Genomic DNA, 22,338 nt, shown 5'->3' with positions numbered 1-22,338 from the left:
AAACCAAATATGCCAATAACCAACATTTTTTGTTGGTTACACATACTTCTGATTTAAAGGCTCATCTGTAATCCACTCGTACCCTTCCAAGCTCAAAAAAAGTCTTAGCCCACCGCAGCAAACGCTACAGTGGGCTAAGTTCTCCGACCACCTATGCTAAATCAGGCCCGGCATCCCTACTCTGGTCCATCAGCACATGCGCTGGTTTACCAAAATCTGTTGTACTCCGCTCGGACTTTGACACTGGTTCCTGATAAGACTGCCTGTAAACATGAACCATCTCATCGTTCCCTTTGATCAACGTATGCACAGGAGAAAACCCCTTAGACCCAATGAACTGGAAATGAACCCGCTGTGAATGGCCATCAGCTAATGGCTCCACACGATGCACTACCGCATCGCCCTTCTTGGTAGCAATCACATCTCCATAATGGAGGTCCTTAGCTGTCGTGGTATGGGGTTCAGCTCTAATTCCGAGCCTGTCCTCAGCACACAATGGAATACGCACCCCTACCTGGGTAATGGGAGAAAGCGTGAAGCTCACCATCTGGTCTTTATCGTCCAAGCCAGTGATTTGCACGCTCCCGGCGCTACGGGCAGTATGCGTTACTTCCAAACGCTGGCCATAAATATCAATTTCATCACCAGAACGCACACGCTGAATATCCTGAGTGAACCAGTGTTCACCGGTACGATCTGACTCAGGATAACGGGTCACGTTTACCGCCTGGTCCAAGGGGAATGAAGCCGATGCTAGCCCACCTTCACGCAGAACAGTAATATTCACCATCGATTCATTCAGAACGGCTGTACGGTAAACAGGAAGGGGGTCACTGCCAGCTACCTGCACCAAATCACCTACACGCACCTGCGCCGCTGATAGCACCTGATGTTCCGAGAGGCTACGCGGCTCCGAGACAACAATCGTCTCATTGGCGTCTACAAACGCGATACCGTCAAAAACAGAACGAGTATCGGCTGCCCCAGGCGAGACAGTATCACTGTAGTCCGGTGCCGGTGTTGTTTCCACAACATCCTGAGTTTTGGCTTGCACCTGAGAGCGCTCAGCAAGAATCTGGACATACTCACCGGTCTCAGTTTCAACGGACAGAACCTCTCGCCCGTTCTCATCTGCGCTATGGGTATCGGCAACATTTGCTACCATTTGCACAGATTCGCCTGTATCAGCGTCCTCCCCAGAGACAAGAACTTGCTGGCCAACCTGCGGATCAACTACAGGCTCAACATGCTCTTCGCCAACCTTCCACCGGAAGAAGGAAGCCGCAGCTCGGCTTTTGGCGTCGGCAATTTTCACCAGATTAACAAGCTGAGAGTCCTCGGCAATCACCTCAAAACTCTCATCCGCAGTATGCAAAAGAAGAATACGCTGCCCGGTATCTGCATGAGCCCTATTATCCAGTACAGCAGCGCGCGGAACATCGACCAGCTCCCCCGCACCGGTAAGCGCATCATAGCGGGCAACCTGAGAGAGACCTATCAAAGTACCTGTCTCCAATGAAGCGACCCGCATACTGCCAAACGCACTAACCTGCTCAACCAAATCAGCGTTCTGGCTCATCGCTTGGCTAACCTCAACAGCCCGCTGAGCATCAGCAATTTCAAAACGCATATCGGCGGCTGTCGGAACTACAGCCACCTCAATATTGTGTTCATCAAAACTCACATTCAGAATAGCCCGGCGCGAATCAGTAGATACCACGGTGCCAACCATCTCACCCGGTACGTTCTGGGCATCTCGACCAGCAGTCGTCTCTCGTAGCTTACCTTCAAGCTCTGGGATAAAAGCAAAAGCTCCATCACCGGAAGAAACTACCACGGCGTCACCAATCATCAGTTCACGAGCTGAGGCCCTGCGAACCTCACCTGAGACTCCATCAAGTTCCAGAGCAACACGAGCTAATGCCTGGGCCTGAGCTTGGTCAGCCCCCAGCCCAGTGGGACGTACCACGTTTTCTTCATCCAGCGTAGCTAGTCCGTCCGTCAGTCGTTCAACATCATCGGAGTCCACGCCAGAAACCTTCAACACGCCATCATCGAGTAGATACGTCCCTTCTTTCAGCTCAATATCATCGTCTGTACCGGCCCCAACATTTGCAGAGCGCTCAAAATCTAGCTCAACCGGTTCCGGCTCCACCTCAACCACAGGCTCACTCCGTGGAGCTCCAGCAATTACACTCAAATCCACACGGTCTGCCTGCAAGTCACTCACATCAGCAGAAACCGCATGTTCACGCTCACGCCCCAGCAACGAAGTACCAACGAAATCAATACCTTTTTGCGGTAGCCCTTCGCTAAATACAACCGCCTTAGTAGAGGAACCAACGGACCGTTCTACAGTTCCAATCTCACCGTCAATATCAAGCTTCATCTCGATAACCTGATAGCGGCTACGGCCGTAGATTGACCTACGCTCGACCTGGTGTGCCTCTAATAACTTCCCGATAGTCTCCAACGTTTGACCAGGTTTACTATCAACAGAAATACCCGGTACAAGAACATAGGAACCACGCGCCTGCTCAGAAACCAGCTCCTCAACGGATACCAAAGTAGCACCAGGCGCACCGAGAATAGCTCTCTCGGCTCTGCTCAACGCACCGAAACGACGCTCAATAAGGCCCCCAATCTCGGTGCTATCCCGTCGAGTAACCCTAAGCGGCTCCTCCCAGAGCGGTGAGCTAACTGGGCGGTAAAGAACATCCGAAGATGTCCCATTAGAACTGATAGACACCACACGCACCTTATCGGCGAAACCATAGGTGCTATCAAGTTTCTGTCCATCAACAACGTCCCCAGCACGTAACTGGCCAACCGTCATAGACTGCGCTAGCCCGCTAAAAAGCTCTTCCCGTTCCTCAGCTACCAGGTCACGCCCTGGTACAATCTCACCACTGAAATCACTCACCCCATAACCAGGTAGCTTTTCCCCGGTTGATGGGTCAGCAAAGTGCTTCATAGGGCCACGTGGGTAAGTTTCAAGCATCCACCCGGCACGGCCAACATCTTCAACCTCATTGACCAGCAGATCCCCTGGATACAACCGATCAGACTTGATGAGCTTACGGTCAGCTAATTCGGCAGCAATCTCAGCTTCTTTCTGCTGCGCTACTTCCTCAGCGGTATAGGCATCACGCACAATAAAGGCAGGTTTGGCCATATCGTGATAGCCATAATGCCGGCCAGCAACAGTGAAGGTAGACTCCTGCCCTTGCTCATCGACAAGAACCACATCATAAGAGATACCCTGTGCTGACTTCGACCAAGAAACAAGGGAACCTGTGGCCACCTGAACTAGAGGGATTCCAGAGGAACTGTGCTGAGCACGACCCTGCTCATCAAGTACCGGTGCAGGCAAAGAAACTTTGGCCCCTACACCCAGCTTTTCAAGTTCTCTCTCACCAGCCAAAGCAGCATGAGAAGCATCAGTTTCAGGCACCTGTAATAGAGCTAATTCCCACTGGGTGAGCGCATCAACTGGGCGCTGAGCCAGCTCAAACTTCACACCATAAATCAACCTGCCAGGTTCAGCATCATCGTCCCCATGAGGACGAATCATCGGCAAGTAGCCACGGCCGTCCTCATTCCTATCCAAATGAACTGAGTAAAAACCGCTAGCGAATGGCTGGTCAGGAGTCTTGGTGATCTGTACGATGTCACCAGGACGCAGCTCACCCAGTGTATCTACCTCACTTGGCTTCTGACCGAAGATACGAGCAAAATCGGCGTCACTGACATATTCCACGGTTGAGCTATCGCTTTCATGGCCATCGCCTATACCCAGCTCTTCAGCCAACATATCCCTACGCAGCAGAAGCTCATCAAGCTCATCCTGACGAGCGAACCCTGAGTATTGTTCTACAACCTGCTCATAGCCGGCAATTTCTTCGTTAAGCTCGCTTTGACGTTTCTCCAGCTCACCTAAACGATGTTCGAGCCCAAAAGCCCGATTCCATACACGCATGACAAGACCGCGACCGCTGTTGTTTCCGCCCATCAAGTCCTTCATGGGAACCGACTCAGAAATACCAAGAACTTTCTGCCCGCTACCGGCCAGAGCAAACTCAATTTTCACAGCGTCCCTAAATGTGGACGTATCCAGGGCAGTAGTGAAGATGAGGTTGCCAATACGCCCCACCGCGATACGGCTTTGCTTATCCTGCCCCAGCTCAATGGCTGCCGACCGCAGTCCTCGTATCAAGGTAGCTCCGGCCTCATCGTTCTTTGCGGCAAAGCTAGTACGCCCAACCACAAATGAATCTGTGGTGGAAGGAGCAAATTCCAGGGCCTGGCCAATCGACACCAGGGACCCCTCGACACCGCTTAACTGCATACGTGCCGAGGAAAGACGGTAACGAATACCGTCCAGATATTGCTCTTCCTTACGTTTGAGAGATAGCAACGAATCTGCGGCCATAGATAGGTCATACCACTGCGCTACCTGTGGGTTACCAGAAGCAACAGCCAACAACTCCTGATAGTTTGAGGTCATCGGGCCTAGGTCCTCCACCTCATGGCCCAACGAATGGTTACGCAGTTGCTCCAGCATCGCTGCTTTGTTCGCCAACTTCTGCCAGTTATAGGCGTCAAAAGTTCCGACCGTAACGTGAGAGAGAATTTCTACCTGACTGTTCTGGTTGCCCTGGCGAATAGCACGCCCTTCACGTTGTTCCAGGTCGGCAGGTCGCCACGGCAAGTCCACATGGTGTACAGCGGTCACACGTTGTTGCACGTTCATACCGGTGCCCATCTTCTCAGTAGACCCAATCAGCACTGATAGCTCACCGGCCCGTGCCCGAGCGAAAAGCTCTCCTCGTTCCCCATCGGTACGCGCCTGGTGGATAAAGGCAATCCGGGACTCTTCCATACCTAGTGCTACAAGCTCATCTTTAATGGCCTTATACATGTTGAAGCCAGCACCATCAGGTGTGCCCCAATCGCAGAAGAGTAGTTGTAAGCCGCCCTTATTCTCGGACTCATTGCCCATCACATCGAGGTAGACCTTATCGCGGTGTAACTCATCAATACGCATGACTTCACGAGCAACCTGGGCAGGACGGCCACCGTCCTCATCAGCCTCTAGACCTACCATGCGCGGGTCAAGAGCAACCTTTCGAGCGCGGCCTAGAAGCTCGATAACGTGGTCATCAGCGCTAGGGTTTTCAATCCTGGCGACCAAATCGTCGATATAAGCTTTGACGTGCTCTGAGGCTTCACGCTCAACGGCCTGAATACCACCGGCGACCACACTCGGCAGGGCAGCAGGAATCTGGTCTCTACTCACAGTGGAGGTGTATAGTGCCGCCATCTGCATCAGTTGCTGAACGTTCGTGAACTTCGAGATACGGTTTACCACTTGGAACCCAGCGCCAGAGGGCTTAACCTCCACCGCTGACTCAGCCTTAGTAAAAACGGACCCAAAGGCATCAATGGTCTTGATACCCATCTTCTCTGTAATATCCGGGCGTAGATAATGGGCCATCACCCACATCTCAGCTAAGGAGTTAGCAACTGGGGTTCCCGTGGCAAAGGTAGCGACCGAGGGCAACTGGCCGTTATAGACCCCCGCATCTTTGAGAGCTTCGATTTTCAAATCGCGCAGGGTCCGCAGGATAAAATCCATATCCATTGCCTTATTAGACCCCACACATGCCAGCTCTCTAAAGTCAGAGACACGAGGAAGATTCTTATAATGGTGAGCCTCATCAACGAAAAGGTAATCGCAGCCGGTCTCTTCGAAAGTGATGCCCGCGACCTTAGAACTCATGAGCTTTTCAAGACGAGCCTCACGGCGGGCGATAGCAGCCTCAATTGTCTTGACCTGCACCCTATCCCCAGCGCTCTCGCTCAGGGACTCACGCAGTGCGTCAATCTCATCTTGAACCCATTGCCGCTGACGACGCGGGGACACCCCAATCTGGCTAAAGACTGACTGCGGACAAATCACTGCGTCCCAGTCCCCACCAGCACTCATTGCCGCAAATCGACGTCTCTCGGCGGCACTAATTCCAGTGGGAATAGTCAGAACTTTGGCCCCCGGATACCACTGGGAGAACTCACGCGAAATCTGGTCGGTCAGGTGGTTAGGCACCACCATCCACGGTTTATGAGCCACACCGGTACGGCGTAACTCCATAGCACCCATAATCATGGAGCCGGTCTTACCCGCGCCCACAACATGGTCCAGCAGAACCGAAGGTTCATTGACGATACGTGCAACCGCTTCACGCTGGTAAGGGTGAGGCACAAACTCAGGGGCCAGCCCCGGCAACGTTAGAGCCTGTCCCATCGTCGAATAGTCAGGCTGAACATAGGCGTTGTACATCTGATTGAAACGCGTCTCAATATCAGCTGCTCGTGCCGGGTCAGAAGCTACCCAGGAAGCGAACCGTTCTTTTAGAGCCTCACCGCGCTCTCGGGCTAGGCGAGTTTCTCCCTGGTTGACTACATTGCGGGTCTTACCGTCCTCAACGATCTTGTCGTGAACCGTAATCGCACGGTTATTCATGAGCTTCTGGAAAATATCAACCGGGGTACGCCGGGAAGTGCCAAATTCAAAGAGAACAGCGGTGGAAAGTTTGGACTTTGAGACGTTCGGGACATCCCAGCTCCCATCGGCAGCCCGCTCAATCTGCATATCGACGCCAAGCACCTCACGGGCAAAATCACGGTACTCTTCAGCAGATACGAAATGTACCCCCGGCTGAACGGAAATTTTATCCAGGGTGGCCCATTCCGGTAGTACCGCTTCAAGTTGTTCAACGTTTGCCTCGTACCGGGAATCTTCGGCGGCCGCGCTCTGAGCTTCCTGTAGTTTCTGCCGCACATCTCCAGCGAGGTACTTCACTGCAGGAACCAGTTCCCCAGTCGCAGGATCATCAAACACCAGAGACCCCAGCTGCTGACGGGCTTCTTCTTCGCTTACGCCCAACAGCTCACCAATACGCCCCAGCGACACTGTTCGAGTCTCGTCTAAGCTAATCGCCAGAGCATCAGCGGGGGTATCTGCAGCGCGGGCACCAATCCTCGGCTGGTACATCTCAGATGAGAAATACTGAGACTTGGTTGCCTTCTGCTCAGCCTCATGGAAATTCTCAAGTGCTACCAGCTTCCCAAAATCGGGGTCAGCACGTAGTGCACTCAGATGAGCTTGAATTTTAGTGTCCGGTAACGGTTTAGAGGCCTCAGACTTCCACTCCGCTAGCATTTGCTCATCAGGGCTCAGTAAGGCGCGTTCTGAAGCTGGTAGCTCCCGGTGGGTATCTTGCCAGCGTTTCAGCTCCGTGGCCACAGCCTTTTCTTGTTGCTTCTCAGTCGGGACTTTACCGGCTTTGAGAGTGTACCGGTTAATAAGACCATAGCGCTGAACATACTGGTCATAGCGAGTATTCAATAGCTCTAGTTGTCGTGATACTTCATCAGTATCGCCACGAGCATCCACCGCTGCACGTACAGTTTCTTTCAACTGCACCAGACGGTAAAGCTCATCATCGCTAATCCGGTTTGCCCCACGTCCAGGAGCCGAAAACGCACGCCATGTTCTGTCCTCCCCCAGCACCTGCACCCCACGGTCCCCTACAGTACGCAAAGATCCCACAAAGGTGTCAGCATCAGCCTCATCAGCTTCAACTAGACCACCAGCGGCCAAAGCTGACAGAGAGACTGACCGACTGATTTCAGGAGAGTAAGGGCGGGAATCACGGGCAACGTCAATATGGTGCCGCAACGCATGGTCAATCCGAGACACCAGCTGCTGACGGTCATCATCACTTGTAACCAGTAGACAAGGACGCGGAGGGTAGCCACCAATACCCAGATTGGTCTCGCCCAGCACAAACTGTTTGTTCTCTTCAAAATACCGTGAGGTATAGATGCTGACCTGTTCACCGTCCATCTCCCCGGTAACAGCGTGCCCACGTACCCACCGCTCATGTTCGGCAGGATCAAGAGGCACCCCATCCTCACGGCGGCGGAAAATCAGAATATCGGTAGCAACCTCTGTACCAGCCACACGGCTAAAAGCCCCAGAGGGTAGACGCACCCCTCCAATGAAATCGGAATGCTCCCCAATGACCTCCCGTGCTTTAGAGGTTTTTGAGTCCATCGTGCCTGTTGAGGTAATAAATATCCCGTATCCACCAGCAGGCAAATGCTTCATGGACTTGTGAATGAAGTAATTATGCAGGCTAAGGTTCTCGCGGTTATCCACCCGGTCAGCTAGGCGCGTATCACCGAAAGGAACGTTGCCAATGACCGCGCCCAAAGCCCCATCGGGGATAAAAGTTTTTTGGTAGCCCTCAGCCCGTATCGTTGCTGAGGGGTAGAGGTAATGAGCGATTTTCGCAGTCATAACATCAAGCTCAACCCCGACCATCTGTGCAGAGTCTGGGGCCTGTCCAATGAAGTTGCCCGAACCGCAACCTGGTTCTAATACGGTGCCACCATCAAACCCGGCATACTGCAAAGCATCCCACATGGCCGAGGCAATCAGTGGATCGGTATAGTGCGCGTTGAGAGTCGTTCGGGAAGCCTGAGCAAATTCCTCAGCGCTCAGCAACTCCTCCAGTTCTTTGCGTAGCTCCTGCCAGTCCTCCCGGTAGGAAAAGATTTGGGGTATAGCGCCCCATGATGAATAACCGGCTAGAATCTGCTGTTCCTCAGCAGTGGCATTACGCTTCTCAGAATCAAGACGTCGAACCAGCGCTAAAGCATCCAGGTTAGCTCGTGCACGAGCTTTTAGCCCAGAGGGTACGTGAATCTCAGTACCGGGCGAAAAATTTACGCTCGAAGGTTTTCCGCCTCGATCTGGCTCAGCTCCACCTGATTCACTTCCTGCATCATCTGCTCTAGTTGCTGAACGCTGACGTTCTCCGGGGTTGGACTGCCCGGTGCGTCCTCCAGCCGCTCCTGCCACAAACGCATCAGCAGACGCCGCCGTTCCACCGGTAGCTGCTGAATCCCCTGAGTCTGAGGCAGATGCTCCCACATCTGCTCGAACCGTACCTCCATCGGCATTTGATGGAACTCCCACTGAACCGCCCAGCGTCCCGCCCGGCTCTCCCACTCCCGTTCCAGAGCTTGCCCGTTCTCTTCCCTGGACTCGTCCATCTGCGCCAAGTAAGGTGCCGGAACTTGCTTCTGCTCCATCATCTACTCCTAGTGTGTCAAAAAGATCAGGGTGCTCGTCAAAAGCCTTGGTGTTCATTGATACTACCTACAAACGTCTTGAAAATGAGGAAAAGGAATTACACGCATACCGGCAGGGTGCGTGTAATTCCTTCAAAAACTAGGGGTTGAAACGGCCTGAACCATGCGCTCTATTGCATCTGCGCGCCGTGGTCCTGCTGGCTGTGAAGCATCTGGTCCTGAGCCGCCTGCTGGTGATTAGGCTGCTGAGCAAGCGGCGGGCCCTGTAGCGGTTGCGGACCACCGGCCACCCCTTGCTGCGCCTGCACTCCTTGTTGGGCTTGAGCCTGCACCACTTGCTGCGGAGCTTGGTTCGGAACCACTTCTACCGTTGCAAAGCGCATAGAGGCAGATACGTCCGAAGCCCAAATACGACTAGATACTTGGGGGTTGCCCTCCTTGTCAAGGTAGGCATGAGTGGATAAATCCCCCTCTACCTTGACGAACTGCCCTTTTTTCAGCGATGCCTCAACGTTTTGGGCAAGATGTCCGTTTGCCTTGTTATCGGCATCAATGGCCACGTCATAGTAAATTGGTGCACCATCAGTCCAATTGCCTTCTGCATCGCGAACCCTGGTACTTTCTGCCAGGGTAAAGGTGGCCAAATTACGTCCCTGCGGTGTAACTACCCACTGAGGGTCTGCCACAAGGTTGCCTTTGACCTGGTGATCTCGAATACGGGGTGAAGCCATGAGAAGAAGCCGTCCTTTCAAGATTGCTTTACCCCCTAGCCCGACCAGTAGCCAGGAGGTTCGAAGCGTTCGCCTCACCCCGTATTCACAGGTACACCACAACATGTAAATGATTTACAAATACCAATGGTCTAATAAGATTATGTTTAGCTCTTTTTTTCTCGACCTCTGGTCATTCTTCAAAACAGAATCAGCACCAGTAACAGCTATTACCGCCATACTCGGTGTTCTATTTGCAGTGCTCAACCTCAGAAAACTGGCCCAGGACTCCCACGACCGCACCCGCCCATATATCGCCTTAGAGCCCCGGCTCGGAGTGCAGCTCAACGGGGCCATAGACCTGGTAGTAACGAACTATGGCCAATCCCCCGCCCAAAACGTAGTGCTCAGACCATTGGAAAAATTTGAGCCAGGGGATGATGAGTACATACTGGAACGACTTGAGAAAGTCCTTAATCGCCCTTTCTATATCGCCCCGAATGCAAGTTTCAGAGTTATGTGGAGAAGTATTTACTTGGGTAATGATTCTGGGGCCCCGGAAGTTGTCCAAGTAGAAGTCACCTATCAAGACACCAAGAAACGTTTGTTTCGAAAGTCCCGAACCTACCGCGAGATACTAACAGTAGATACTGGTTTTGCCGTCGCAACGCCCCTACCATCTCAGGGCCCTAGGCGAACATCAGGAAAAGAATCTGAAAAGGCTCTCGTCAATATTGCCAACGCTCTTAGAACCCTCAACCAGCACATCGGCAACCGCTACTAACAACAAAAGAGGGGCCTAGCATAACGCTAAGCCCCTCTGATCGAATAACCTACCGCTCCCAGTCCGGAGACGAACTATCACTCTGTTCAACGAACAGATGATACTGCTGCTCACGCTCCCGCTCAGCATCAACATCCCAACCCTCTGGTGCTACTGTCCCAACTGGGACAGTAGCACCTCTCGTAAACTCAGTCTCACCCCAAACTGACCAAGCACCCTCAATACGCTGCACATCCTCACGTTCCTGTGCTGAATCCCCAGCACCATCAGCCCAGGCCCACCTATCGGCCAACAACACCGCAGTACCACCCGCAGGTTCCTGCACACGAGTCTCCGAAACAACCACCGGCCTATCACCGATAATCTGCTCACCCGGCTCATCAACCCATTGCCACCCAAGATGCTCTTCAGCAATCACACGAGCCTGCCCGTCTGTGACCACCTCACCAACCGGCAGCTGGTGCTCATCCGCAGACTCACGGACCACAACCCACGCATCCTCACCTGCACGAACAAGCCCATCCCGACCGGTCTCAAACTCCACTGCACCCTCAGCGTGAGGTAGCTCAGGGCGCGCACCTGGCACCCCGTCCCACTCCCAACCAGCCCTTGTAGCAAAATCATAGGCATCATCACGATCAAGAACCTGACCGCGATACTCAGCTAGAAACTCAGCGCCATCCCCCACTTCCCAACGACCCTCATCATCCATCACAAGGTTCTCCTGCTCCACCAGTCGAGCAAAAGCTGGGTCCTGCAAATAGGAAGCAAACTCATCATCAGCTTCACGAGCATGCTCCCAGGCAAACTCATCATCACCCAACCGCTCCTGCCGCTGTTCAACGGACTCAGTACGATGCCCCAGAACCTGCTCAGGCAAAGAAGCAACCGACATAGCTAAGTCATCTCCGGTCTCACTGCTCTTTGGAGCTACAGGCCTTGCCCCATCCCCTTCAACCGGGTTCAACCTCCGTCCGTCCGTCAAATCAATAAACCCGGCCGTCTCGCCAAATTCATCTACCACCTTCGCGTGATTACCCCATTGCTTCTTATCAGCCGGTGCCCACGAACCTACTTTTACACGACCAGACTCAGCTAAAGAACGCATTCGCGCCTGCCAGTACATAGCCTCTTCTTTAGATAGCTTCATCAGCTCAACCATCAGTTCCGCGAACTCGGCCGAGACCTCTTTATCCGCCATTACGCTCCCTTACCCTCTCCAGCTTCAACCGACCGAACCGAAAACTCATCAACATGCCAAGCCCCATAAGAGTCCTGATACTCCCAGAATGTACGGGACAAATCAGCGCCAGAAACCTGAACGCTCAACACCGGCGCACCCTCCCCGGAAAAGGACACCACTGGCTCCGTAACATGCAAAAACGGTAGAGCCTTTTCAGGGACCTCAACCTTCTCAGAGCGCACTTCAGTCCCATCTTTAGTCACCAGTACAGCACGCCATGAACCAGCTGAGACCTGCTGATTCACATCAGTAACTTGATGCAAAAGCCGCTGCCAAGCCCACTCATCGGTATCAATAGCGTTTGGATCCACAGCACCATTGAACTGTTGTTCCACTTGATGCTCACCATTCCGACACCGAACTTGAGAACACCCCGCCAGACGCTGAATCAATCCCGGATAATACGCGTGCCAAGCTGTAAACGGCGTCAAAGAAGCATCCGGGTTATGCCATGCCTTCACCTCAGCATTAGCTCCAACCCACAAAAACTCAACCACATCTGAATGCAAAAACCAGCACCCCGGTAACAACTTCTTATCAACCTTGTACGTCACAGCAAACCAGTCCACCCACCCCCTCAACCAAACCCACGCGTCCCGCCGAAGATCATCATCAATCTCACGCCAGGCATAACCTAGAAAAGGATGAATATCCCGCAAATTCGCCGCATCAGCCATTTTCAAAGCCGGAGGGTCATAAAGCTGCCCACTATCTCCTCCACTGGTTTGTTCACCAGAAACATCCGTCAAATCACCATCAAACTCCTGAGAACCTTGCCCCATCAGCGCATCTAACTCCGCGTCCAAATCACGCCCAGAATCAATGTCATCCCACTTACTAGCCACCTAAACCACCTTCCTAGTACCAAAAACTGCAGCAGAAATACGCTCACTCAAAGCAAGCATCGACTCAAACATAGACCCACCAACCGAACGCCTAATTGCCCTAATCTGCTCATAACAAGCCACATCAACAAACATTCCGCAGCCCAAATTCTCATCAGCAATCAAACGTCTTTCCTCAGATACCTCATAGGGCCGCCCGCACACAAAACAAGCACGTTCACCCTCTAACTGGCACATCAACGAACAACCTTCCTCATTACAAAGAAACTATTTACCCGTATTGGCTCCCAAGCGACCCCGCGTCAATCTCTGCTGGCGCGCCCGAAAACTATTAATAATTCGCAACGACGCTAAACGCCTATCCAGACCCACAAAATCACGGCCATTAGTATCCAAAATCCTGTGCAACTGCTCATGATCCTCACGACACAGCAAAATCACATCTGAATCTTGTTCACCAGATACCCAACGACCTGACGCATCCTTCTCCACACCTGCATACGACAAATGATGCAGCTCTAACGCAGCACCCTCCCCACGCGTCCGACCGCATCCAGCACACGCAGGAACAATACCGGCCGCCCTCAACCTGGCATAAAAACCCCGCCGAAAAGAAGCCCACGCATCAGACCGCAAATACCCTTGCCGATACCCAACAGCCCGTGAAGCATGCTTACGCCCCAGACCCACCTGTAATCACCTCACCCGGCGTCAACTCATATGCCTCCTCAATAGTGGTAGCCCGTCCAGCCATCAAGTCCTCAAAACGCTTCTTAGATTCCTTAATATCTTTCGCGTCTTTCCGGTCAATCCACCGAATCATCTTCATCAAAATCGGCCGGGAGTTACGGTTCAGCAAAATACCGTACCCGGTAGGGATACGCCGCAAGTCAGAAACAGGCAACACCGCAACCTTCGTCTTTTGGTAACTTACTGACTGCCCCTGAGCATGGGAATATGATGTCGAATGAGTCTCAACCTCACGCTCACCAGCAAGGTCCGAAAACCGCCTCAATTCTTGCTCATTATTAGAACCCCCCAACTGAATCTGCAAAATAGCAGAATCAATCAGAGCCTGTGCTTCATCTTCGCCCCACTGGCCACGAGCCTGTGCAGGCGACTGGAAAATAACAAACGCAGAGATGCCAACACCACCGCCATCAGCCATAATCTGCGGTAGAGCCTTCCACGGTGCCATGTTCGCAATCTCATCAAGCACCAGCGACATGGGTGGGTCCAAACGGTTACCTGGTAACTTGAAAGCCATCGTGCGGGCCGTCTCCACAATCTCATCCATCAGAGCAATCAAGAATGGGGCCACAGCCGCGCCACCAGCCTTAGACCCCACCAGATATAAAGTGCCCTTCTCACGGATAAACTCAGCAGGATCAAGGACCTTATCCCCCGGTTTCGGGTCAAGAGTCTCAGCAACCTGCGGCACACTTAACGCAGCAGTAGCGCCCTGCACCCCCATCCACCGCGAACCACGGGTCTTAGGATCAGATTTAATCTCACCATCAAGCGCATCAGCCCAGCCCGGAGTCGCATCAGGAGAACGCCGCAAAATATTGACCGCTTCAACAGCAGTATCAGCGTTCTGGCCCCACAAGGCGAATGTAGCAACCGACACCTTACCAAGTGCTGCCGCTTGCAGCAGGTACGTCAAAATTGTCTTAGCGTAATCAGCCCATTCAGCATTATTAGTTGAAGAGCCCAGACTCGTTGCACCAATCAGCGCGCTAGCACGAGAAACTGCAACCACCGGAGACTCACACCCCCGATAGGGAGTCCACTTCAAAGAGGAACGCACACCCGATAACCCTTGCGGATCAAAAACAATGCACGGACCAACTTCCTGGCGCTTCTTATACGTCATGGCGACATTATCCCCACGAGTCGAGGTAGTAATCACCGCACCCGGAGAATCAAGAATACGGTTCACCACCAGGTAGAAACCTTTACCCGAACGAGGAGGCCCCAACACAACAACAGAATCTTCCAAGGTCTGCCAAACATCCTGTAAGTCGCTGCTTCCCAGCTTCACACCAACATCAGACAGTTTCGGCTTCTTCATCGTTGGACGAATACTGTTCGCCTTCTTACCCAGAGCCTTACGACCAGCTTTCAGCTTAACCTCACGCCCCTTAGCGATACCATCACGCTTCTTCAGATCCATTAGGAAACGGGTATCAGACTCCTTCCAATTGCCCCAGGCCACCAACACAGCTGTAACCAAAAGAGCAACTACAACGATAAAACCCACTAGCACCCACACCAACATTGTCTGAGAAGGAACACACTCACCAGCAGCAAGCCCAGCAGGGTCAAAACCAGAGAAAATCGCTCCTAACAGAGGGCCTGGCCCAGGGTAGACCATAGAACCAGCACCACAAGAAACCATAAATGAAACCCAGAAAACAGCTGCTGCACCACCCAAAAATCCCACTATTAGCAGGCAACCGGCAACCAACAACAGCAACTGCCCATCAACGTACTTACTCACGCCGCTACCCTCTCTTTCTTCTTCGCGTCCTCAGCCTTCGCAATCTCCATTGCCGCGTTTGTATTGAATACCGGCTCCTCAGGCTTCGACATCCTGTTCTGAACCTTGAAAGGCTTACCCTCCAAAAGCCATAGCCCTTGCCCCTGCTTCAGCTTCGACACAATATCCCACTGCCGCTCAGACAGGCCCAACTTCTCAATAGTGCGTTCACGCTCAGACTTATTCTGGTGGTACACCACCTGAACCGAAGAGTCACCCAACAAGGAATATGCAGAAGCACGAGAGGCCGAGCCCTCATCACCAGCCATATCTAGGTCAGAAAGCTTGTGCAAAACTAGGACGTTGAAAAGCCCATAGGCTCGTGCCAGCTTCACTTGGGTTATCATGCGCTGCAAAGACCCGGCATCATTCAGAGCTTCCATCCCCTCCTCATACACCACAATGCGCTGACCATACTCATCAGTGGTGACAGCAGCTTCAGCCCATGTCTGGATACAGGCATAAGCAATCTTCTTCACCTTGTCAGAGCTATTAGCGAATGACCGGGTATTGAATACAGTAATCGGTGCCCAAGGATTGAACTCAACAGTTGAAGCACCATCAAACATGCCTTTCAAATCACCCTCGACCAGGCGCTCCAGAGTATTTGCTAGTTGCTCAAACGCCTCAGCCCTGCTTGCACGCCCTAAAAGCTCAGGTGCTGGGGACCGTACTTCATCCAACAAGTCCGGAATAATTACAGTGCGCCCCTCTAAAGCAGCCTTGGCCTGGGCTTCATCCAAAGCAATCGCCAGGACGTTAGACTCGGCAGAAGTTAGCTCACGGCCCTCAGTAACAACACAAATTGCGTTCATCAACGACAGGCGGCGCTCACGTACCATCTGCGCCCATTCCTCATCGCTCAGGGGCTGTCCATCAACATTGAGCTTCGGGCGGTTACCCGCATCCAAGGGGTTAATCCGAGTTCCAGAACCCTGCCCAACGCTGATGACATCTCCGCCAAGGTAATGCGCGACCGGGACCCACTCACCCTTCTTATCAGTCATAACCAGGCCCAACCGGCCTGCCTGCACCAACCGGCACACTAAAGATTTCACCAGAGTGGACTTGCCCTTACCTACACCGCCCAGAGCTATCATGGACATACCGGTGATAACGCCCGCCGCGTACAATTCCCACGGGTCAAAGTAGAAACCACCGCCACCCATTTCATCCGAGCCAATGTATACCCCAGGCACACCCAGGGAACCAGAGGCAACAAAAGGGTAAGCCGCAGCCAATACATAGGAGGTAGTTCGACGGGTGCGGAATACACTGACGATACGACCGAAGAAATTATTCTTACGATTCGCCCCTCCTGGACCATACAACGGCCCAGGGATGTAATTCACTCGTTCACGGTCTACCTCACGCTGGTACTTCTTCCGCACTTTGCGCTCTAACGCACGCTTCTCAGCCCGGGTGAAATCCACTTCATTTGGATCATCCCACGAGAAGATACCAAGCTCTTCAGGTTTCTGCTGAATATCGTTAACCATGTCCTTATAACCCCCTGTATCCACAAAATCTTTTTGGCTCATAGACCTAGAAACGGTCAGCTCCATACCCCAGCTGAGCAGTTGCCGCCAAAAAACCTTCAAACTGTGCCCCGTAGCACTTGATAAGCTTCAACTGGGCACGGGCTGCCGCGGAGAACAAATCACGCTCATGTGCTTCCAGCTCCTCACGACTCCTAGCAGAAATCGAAATATAGGCGCTGTAGGCAACGTCAGAAGAGCCCTCCACCAACTCCTGCTCCCGACGCTCTAGGTCTTGCATCTCTCGCTCAGACTCACGAGATAGACGGCGGCCCATGCTCTGGGCAATACCCTGAGCCGTCTCATAGTTCTTAATTTCGTTATTGATACGGTGCAGTGCCTGCTCGTCCTCGCCCCGCTTGATGACCTGAGTAATGGAGTGCCGAAAATCAAGACCCAATACAACCTTCTCCATGAAGCCCGGCTTCACAGGTTTCATCGGCCATTGATCTACAAAGTAGGACCGATGCCAGACATCGTTAATCTGCATCTCAGTCCAGTACCGATTAGCACCGACAATGAGCGTGTCAGTATTGTGGGTCAAGTTATTAGATGGAGTCATAAAGTCACTAGTCATACGGCGACGTTCAGGGACGCTCACCCAATGAGACGAATACCCAGACGCTACGATGTCACCCTCAATAGCGTCCATTTTCGCGTCAGCGGTACGCAACATACCAACCACACCACCACCGTTATCCTTGATTTCTCGTACCATCTCAGGCAGGGACAGATTAACCGTTAGATACTGCTCATGTTTCTTCTGCACGTTGTTACGCAACAGATCAATATAGCCCTGGTGAGCTACAGGGTTCAGCGCCTCACCCGCACCATTAGCCTCAGCTGCCGCCCGGTAGTAATCAATCATCTGCTCACCCGATACCACTGTGGTTACATCCGAAGGAAACAGGGCCTGTACTTCACGGTGAGCACCCACCAGGTTAATGACAGACTCCCAGGAGTCCAAGATGTCCTCCTGGCCGCTAACATCCTGCATCAAGAAATTCTTTGCATCAACAATGGCTGTAACTACCAGCCTCTTCTTCACAGGATTATGTACTACGCAACGGCCACTAGGAGAGGAATAGACGTTTAGCTCATTCGCGGCACCTGGAAGATTCAGGCGGATAGGTTTGGGGGTCTTAGCAGGAACGGGCTCACCCCACTCTCGTGCTTCTGCCTCAGCCTTCGCATCCGCTTTAGTAGCTGCAGCATCCGACCTGGCGATTGCTTTGGCATCTGCATCCACGCCAGCATAACGATACTTATTCTGTCCTGAAATCTTCCGTAACCAATGCTGCATCCCTAGCTCAATCCACTCAAACAAGTGCAGATTCCTAAACCTGCCCCACCCAACAAAACCGATAAAACTCAACATCCCAGGTGCTATTACCCATCCCAAAGGGAAAGGCAATATCAGCACCAAAACCACCGTAAAAAACAGCAGCATCAGCACCACTATCAGAGGCAAAAACTCAAGCCCCAGAATCACACCGCGTTTCTCCTTACGCGGAAAATTAACTTCCTCTAAAATCAATTCCTCAGTAGACATCAGCCAGTCCCTCCTACTTCCGACGCGACCGACGAGTTGCTGAACGAACTACGTTAACGCCCCCACGAACTGGCCCAGTAGCTGCAGAACCAGTTGCCTGATCCACACCGCCGATAGAACCAACCGACGTAAAGGCCACCAGCTTCACCGCAGCAAATGGCATAGCAATCGCCAGTACAAGCCCCGCCAGGCCGGCAAAAAATTGTGACGACGAGTTGGCATAGTTGAAAATATCCTGTGACATCAAAATCAAAGCCGCAGAAAATGGCTTAGCTAACAACAAGCCAACCACCAGTTGAGACCATGATGAAAACCACGACTTAGTAACCTCTAAGCTGGTAGCAACAACAGCCCAACCGGCCATAGCCGCAAGAATCACAATCGCCATTGACCGTAGCGACATCACGAAGCCCAAAATCATTGAAAGAAACCAAATAATAATCGCCAGCAATAGAGCCCCAAGAAGCTGCCAACCACCAGCCTTATCAGCCAAGCCGTCCCACATGAAGTACCCATCAGCAACACCGGTAATCTTCCTGTCAGAAACCTGCAAACCCAAAATGTTAATAAAAATACCTGCGTGCCCATCAGAGTAACCACCCATGAGATAACTTGTCGCCTCATCAGCAACAGCAGACCCAACTTGCACAGCCCACACAGCGATATAAGTCCCAGGAACCCCCAGTACTGCTCCCACAAAAGCTCTCGCCATGCTCAAACCTGAGCCCTTTACAAGAGCCACAATGACCTGAATAGAAACCAGCAACACAAGAATCGGGACAATAATTGGCATCCATGTCGCCAGCATCCCATCGGAGGAAGGAGTACCAACTACAGCTGCCCACCAAGAATCATCAATATTGCTCGACTCAAAAGCATCTTTGAGATACTGATCGGAATCCACGATGAACTTCTCAATCGCATCAAAAAATGTTTGGCCGGAATCCTGAAAAATATCCAGAAAGCTCATCGCCTATACAACCCTTCATACGTACTGATGGTTAAAAATCAGTAGCCGCTGTCGCGGCTACTGACTAACTCGTTTAGACGATTGACTGTCCTGTGAGCCAAAATACCAAACCAGAGATGCTACCAAGCAGGATGACCCCGGCCAGACCAAGACAGATACCACCAATACCGACCTTCTGAGCACCGGAACTTGAAACAGCGCGACCAATGAGGGCAATCATGATTCCGATAGCCAAAACAACGACTGAGCCAAGAATCAATGTACCCACGACCGAGCCAGAAAGACTCTGAATTGTGCCGAACCAGGGGCCGTCGCTATTGGGGGTAACGCCAGGGTCAAACCCACCAGACTTTGGTTTTTTCTTCTCTGCCGCCACGATGATCGGGGTGGCAACGGAGTAAAGATGAGTTGAAGCAGTAGCAAGAATGGACAAAATAAACTCCTTGTATTGAAGTGAAAAAATATTTGGGATATTCAGGGGGTAATAATTTAGAACTCTTTTGCGTCGCCGCCACAAGTTCCGGAATCAAAGTCATCGTGCTCGACCCAGGTTGCATGCTCGACAAGCGGGGCCTTGGGGTCAAAACTGTCGATACGACTCTTGTACGAAACCTTGATCTTGTAGCAAGGGTCAGCAGCGTTCTCGTTATCTGCCTTGGGCATGTACTCAATACGCGAGAAATTCTTCGCATTGTCACCATCGCCGGAAAGGTCATACTCTTTATTCAGCTCATCAAACTTAGAACCTAGAATCGACTTAGCCACAGCCAGATTGTCTGAGTCTTTCTTAGCGGTATAAACCTCCTTAGTTTCCATACCGTTAACCTTGGTGTAAGCAGCTACCACCTTCTCTGGCTCAGCAACTTTCGCTGGAACATATAAGGTTGAACTCCACGCAACAGCCCCAGATGCAGAGCCAAGAAGCAGTGCACCGGCAGCTGGCAAAGCCAACTTCCCTGCATCCATCGAACGGCTAACAAAATTAGACCTACCAGTGAGCCGCTGGGCCATTACACAAAAAATCACAAAAGCAGCCAACGCTACTAGGGTGACAATGAATCCTCCAACGGCCATACCTACACCATGCGTCAGTGTTGGGAGCTCAGCTGATGAGTTAGTACCCACTTGCGGAATCCTCCTAAGTAGAGAGAAAAATCAGGTCAAGCACGAACGCTCACCCTGTATTCCTTCCCTGCCCCACCTGCGTAAATCAAAAACTTGGAGAATACTGGCACATCTTGCCCAAAACATTATGTAAACCTACCTAGCCCCCGGTAGGCTGAAAACATATTCAACGACCCCACAAGGAGACCATGATGGAAGGCATCGTCGCCATCGGAATTATCACCGTACTAGTCCTAGCAATAGCCAACTTCGCCATTGATCTAGCACGGGCAGTTATACGCCAGATCTTCTCCCCTGCCGGGGCAATCCTCGCTTTCATCGCCATCATCATCTTCATCTTTAGCGGGCGATAAGCCCCCATATCCCAGCTACAAAAGGCTGTGGCCCCTAGCTCAACAGCTAGAGGCCACAGCCTTTACCCATCTATCCTCTTACTGAGGCAACTCATCACGCCAAGCATACGACCCAACTGACCACGCGCCATCAGAGCCCTGAACCATCACCAACTCGTAAATCCGCACCCTTTCTTTCTCCGCCCAGTACATGCCGTCCTGCCCCATCCAATCCCAACGCACAGCAAGCTGGAAAAACTGCACAGGTCGCCCATCACGAGCCTGTATGCCCCCGGATCTCACAACATTAGAAAAGTCGGAATAAATCTCATAGTTCATGACATGAGGAGCAGAAAACGCCTTCTTCTCTACCACCTTCTCATCCCACGCAACAGCTTCAGCAGGAACCTCAGCCACCCGCTTAGCTAGGGAACTATCAAAAAGAGGAACAGTACGTTCAACTGCCTCACCATAACCGGTGTCACGCGCTGAATCCCAAGTTGCAAGAGAGAGTACCGCAATACGCGCAACCGACTCAGCATTTGATCGGCTAACAGAATGGACATCTGGGAACTGAACCTCCTTTACTACACGAGCCTCCGCTAAACCAGATACAGAAGCTGAAGCAGATTGTGCAGAAGAAGGAAGCTCAGAAGCAGAAGGAGAAGAACTCTCCACCACAGGTGATTCGCGGGCAAGGAAGCCCGACTGACCCCAATACACCCCAGCCCCAACTGCACCCACTAGCAACAATAAGACAGCTAAAACCTCTACGATACGCGCCCGATGCGTTCCCCCAGAATTTGAACCCACCACAAAACCTTTCACTTCAACATGACTAGCGTCCCAAATGGGACAGTTTGACTATTTCGCTTCAAAAACCCCAGTGGAAACATCATCAACCAGCCATGAACCATCCTCCTGCTGCACAAGTAGCAGGTTCACCGTGGCATAGCCGCCGTCCATACTGCCCCCCGCGCGGCCAACCCAAAGCCACTGAACCATCTTCGATTTATGAACTACACCCTCATCGGCATAATCCATCTCCTCAGTTGGAGCATCCGAGACCGTAGGCCGGGTATATGCCTTATGGGCACCGACCTCAACCCACTGATTCTGCAAAGCGTTCCGCTCCGGCTCCACCAATTTGCTTCTCAGTCCGTCAGTCATCAAACCATCCGCCCGGAGCATACCAGCAGTCATCGTAGAATCAACAACAGAATCAAAGCAGTATGAAATCTCAACAAACCGAGTAGCTACAGCATCTGGATCAGCTTTATCAACACCATCAGCGGTCTCACAGGTGCCATCAGCCAGCACATAGGTCTCAATTCCGCTCCCACCTCCCCCACTAGGCGAGGAGGACACGATACTAGATACGGCTGAAGCTGTTCTATCTGCACTGGCATTAGCAAAAGCGTCCGGCTTCCCAGCCCCTAACCGCTGAACCACCATCACGCCAAGAACAACCACAATCACGGCCAGCACAACAACCACGGGAATTAAGACCTTCTTAGTAGAGTTCATATCATCTC

At 52.2% G+C, this 22,338-nt stretch carries 14 protein-coding genes; 2 read left to right on the top strand and 12 right to left on the bottom strand.

The features are described from left to right. Positions 1-151: 151 nt before the first annotated feature. A complete protein-coding gene (locus ACN085_RS00240; RefSeq protein WP_419110219.1) occupies positions 152-9,220 on the bottom strand; it encodes a helicase-related protein in 9,069 nt (3,022 codons plus the stop codon). Between the two features lie 112 nt (positions 9,221-9,332). After that, positions 9,333-9,893, bottom strand: coding sequence for a single-stranded DNA-binding protein (locus tag ACN085_RS00235; protein WP_419110218.1), 561 nt, complete (start codon positions 9,891-9,893; stop codon positions 9,333-9,335). Positions 9,894-10,035: 142 nt separating this feature from the next. Here ACN085_RS00235 and ACN085_RS00230 point away from each other — a divergent pair, with 142 nt between their 5' ends. Next, complete coding sequence (locus ACN085_RS00230; RefSeq protein ID WP_419110217.1) at positions 10,036-10,656, top strand: hypothetical protein; 621 nt, start codon at positions 10,036-10,038, stop codon at positions 10,654-10,656. Between the two features lie 49 nt (positions 10,657-10,705). On the opposite strand, the gene ACN085_RS00225 is transcribed toward ACN085_RS00230, so the two are convergent. The 8 genes from ACN085_RS00225 to ACN085_RS00190 all read right to left on the bottom strand — a co-directional run bounded on the left by ACN085_RS00225 (position 10,706) and on the right by ACN085_RS00190 (position 20,297). Next, the gene (locus tag ACN085_RS00225; RefSeq protein ID WP_419110216.1) at positions 10,706-11,857 is read right to left on the bottom strand and encodes a hypothetical protein; all 1,152 of its coding nucleotides are present in this window, start codon (positions 11,855-11,857) and stop codon (positions 10,706-10,708) included. Then, complete coding sequence (locus tag ACN085_RS00220; RefSeq protein WP_419110215.1) at positions 11,857-12,744, bottom strand: hypothetical protein; 888 nt, start codon at positions 12,742-12,744, stop codon at positions 11,857-11,859. Before ACN085_RS00220 ends, ACN085_RS00225 begins: the two co-directional genes overlap by 1 nt. 673 nt (positions 12,745-13,417) lie before the next feature. Beyond that, on the bottom strand, positions 13,418-15,247 hold the full coding sequence (locus ACN085_RS00215; RefSeq protein WP_419110214.1) for a type IV secretory system conjugative DNA transfer family protein: 1,830 nt from the start codon (positions 15,245-15,247) through the stop codon (positions 13,418-13,420). After that, positions 15,244-16,827, bottom strand: a complete 1,584-nt coding sequence (locus ACN085_RS00210; protein WP_419110213.1) for a helicase HerA domain-containing protein — start codon at positions 16,825-16,827, stop codon at positions 15,244-15,246. The genes ACN085_RS00215 and ACN085_RS00210 overlap by 4 nt, the downstream gene beginning before the upstream one ends. Before the next feature lie 4 nt (positions 16,828-16,831). Further along, positions 16,832-18,151, bottom strand: a complete 1,320-nt coding sequence (locus ACN085_RS00205; protein WP_419110212.1) for an SCO6880 family protein — start codon at positions 18,149-18,151, stop codon at positions 16,832-16,834. A gap of 238 nt (positions 18,152-18,389) precedes the next feature. Continuing rightward, positions 18,390-19,346, bottom strand: a complete 957-nt coding sequence (locus ACN085_RS00200; protein ID WP_419110211.1) for a hypothetical protein — start codon at positions 19,344-19,346, stop codon at positions 18,390-18,392. Between the two features lie 73 nt (positions 19,347-19,419). Beyond that, positions 19,420-19,779, bottom strand: coding sequence for a hypothetical protein (locus ACN085_RS00195; protein WP_419110210.1), 360 nt, complete (start codon positions 19,777-19,779; stop codon positions 19,420-19,422). 56 nt (positions 19,780-19,835) lie between these two features. Further along, a complete protein-coding gene (locus ACN085_RS00190; RefSeq protein ID WP_419110209.1) occupies positions 19,836-20,297 on the bottom strand; it encodes a hypothetical protein in 462 nt (153 codons plus the stop codon). Between the two features lie 362 nt (positions 20,298-20,659). Here ACN085_RS00190 and ACN085_RS00185 point away from each other — a divergent pair, with 362 nt between their 5' ends. Then, the gene (locus tag ACN085_RS00185; protein ID WP_419110208.1) at positions 20,660-20,824 is read left to right on the top strand and encodes a hypothetical protein; all 165 of its coding nucleotides are present in this window, start codon (positions 20,660-20,662) and stop codon (positions 20,822-20,824) included. Positions 20,825-20,902: 78 nt separating this feature from the next. Here the strand turns inward: ACN085_RS00185 and ACN085_RS00180 are convergent, their stop codons facing one another. After that, complete coding sequence (locus ACN085_RS00180) at positions 20,903-21,616, bottom strand: hypothetical protein (protein ID WP_419110207.1); 714 nt, start codon at positions 21,614-21,616, stop codon at positions 20,903-20,905. Positions 21,617-21,667: 51 nt separating this feature from the next. After that, positions 21,668-22,330 (bottom strand): hypothetical protein, encoded by a 663-nt coding sequence (locus tag ACN085_RS00175; protein ID WP_419110206.1) that lies wholly within the window; start codon positions 22,328-22,330, stop codon positions 21,668-21,670. Between the last annotated feature and the right edge of the window lie 8 nt (positions 22,331-22,338).

This window comes from Rothia sp. P4278, assembly GCF_048512945.1.
Lineage (GTDB): Bacteria > Actinomycetota > Actinomycetes > Actinomycetales > Micrococcaceae > Rothia.
Note: the sequence above shows the minus strand (reverse complement) of the source record. Positions and strands in the feature narration are given on the sequence as shown.

What these genes read in the sequence shown, in the direction of transcription:
- ACN085_RS00240 (WP_419110219.1), bottom strand. Translation starts at nt 9,220, where the DNA reads ATGAACACCAAGGCTTTTGACGAGCACCCTGATCTTTTTGACACACTA.
- ACN085_RS00235 (WP_419110218.1), bottom strand. Translation starts at nt 9,893, where the DNA reads ATGGCTTCACCCCGTATTCGAGATCACCAGGTCAAAGGCAACCTTGTG.
- ACN085_RS00230 (WP_419110217.1), top strand. Translation starts at nt 10,036, where the DNA reads ATGTTTAGCTCTTTTTTTCTCGACCTCTGGTCATTCTTCAAAACAGAA.
- ACN085_RS00225 (WP_419110216.1), bottom strand. Translation starts at nt 11,857, where the DNA reads ATGGCGGATAAAGAGGTCTCGGCCGAGTTCGCGGAACTGATGGTTGAG.
- ACN085_RS00210 (WP_419110213.1), bottom strand. Translation starts at nt 16,827, where the DNA reads ATGAGCCAAAAAGATTTTGTGGATACAGGGGGTTATAAGGACATGGTT.
- ACN085_RS00200 (WP_419110211.1), bottom strand. Translation starts at nt 19,346, where the DNA reads ATGAGCTTTCTGGATATTTTTCAGGATTCCGGCCAAACATTTTTTGAT.
- ACN085_RS00185 (WP_419110208.1), top strand. Translation starts at nt 20,660, where the DNA reads ATGATGGAAGGCATCGTCGCCATCGGAATTATCACCGTACTAGTCCTA.
- ACN085_RS00175 (WP_419110206.1), bottom strand. Translation starts at nt 22,330, where the DNA reads ATGAACTCTACTAAGAAGGTCTTAATTCCCGTGGTTGTTGTGCTGGCC.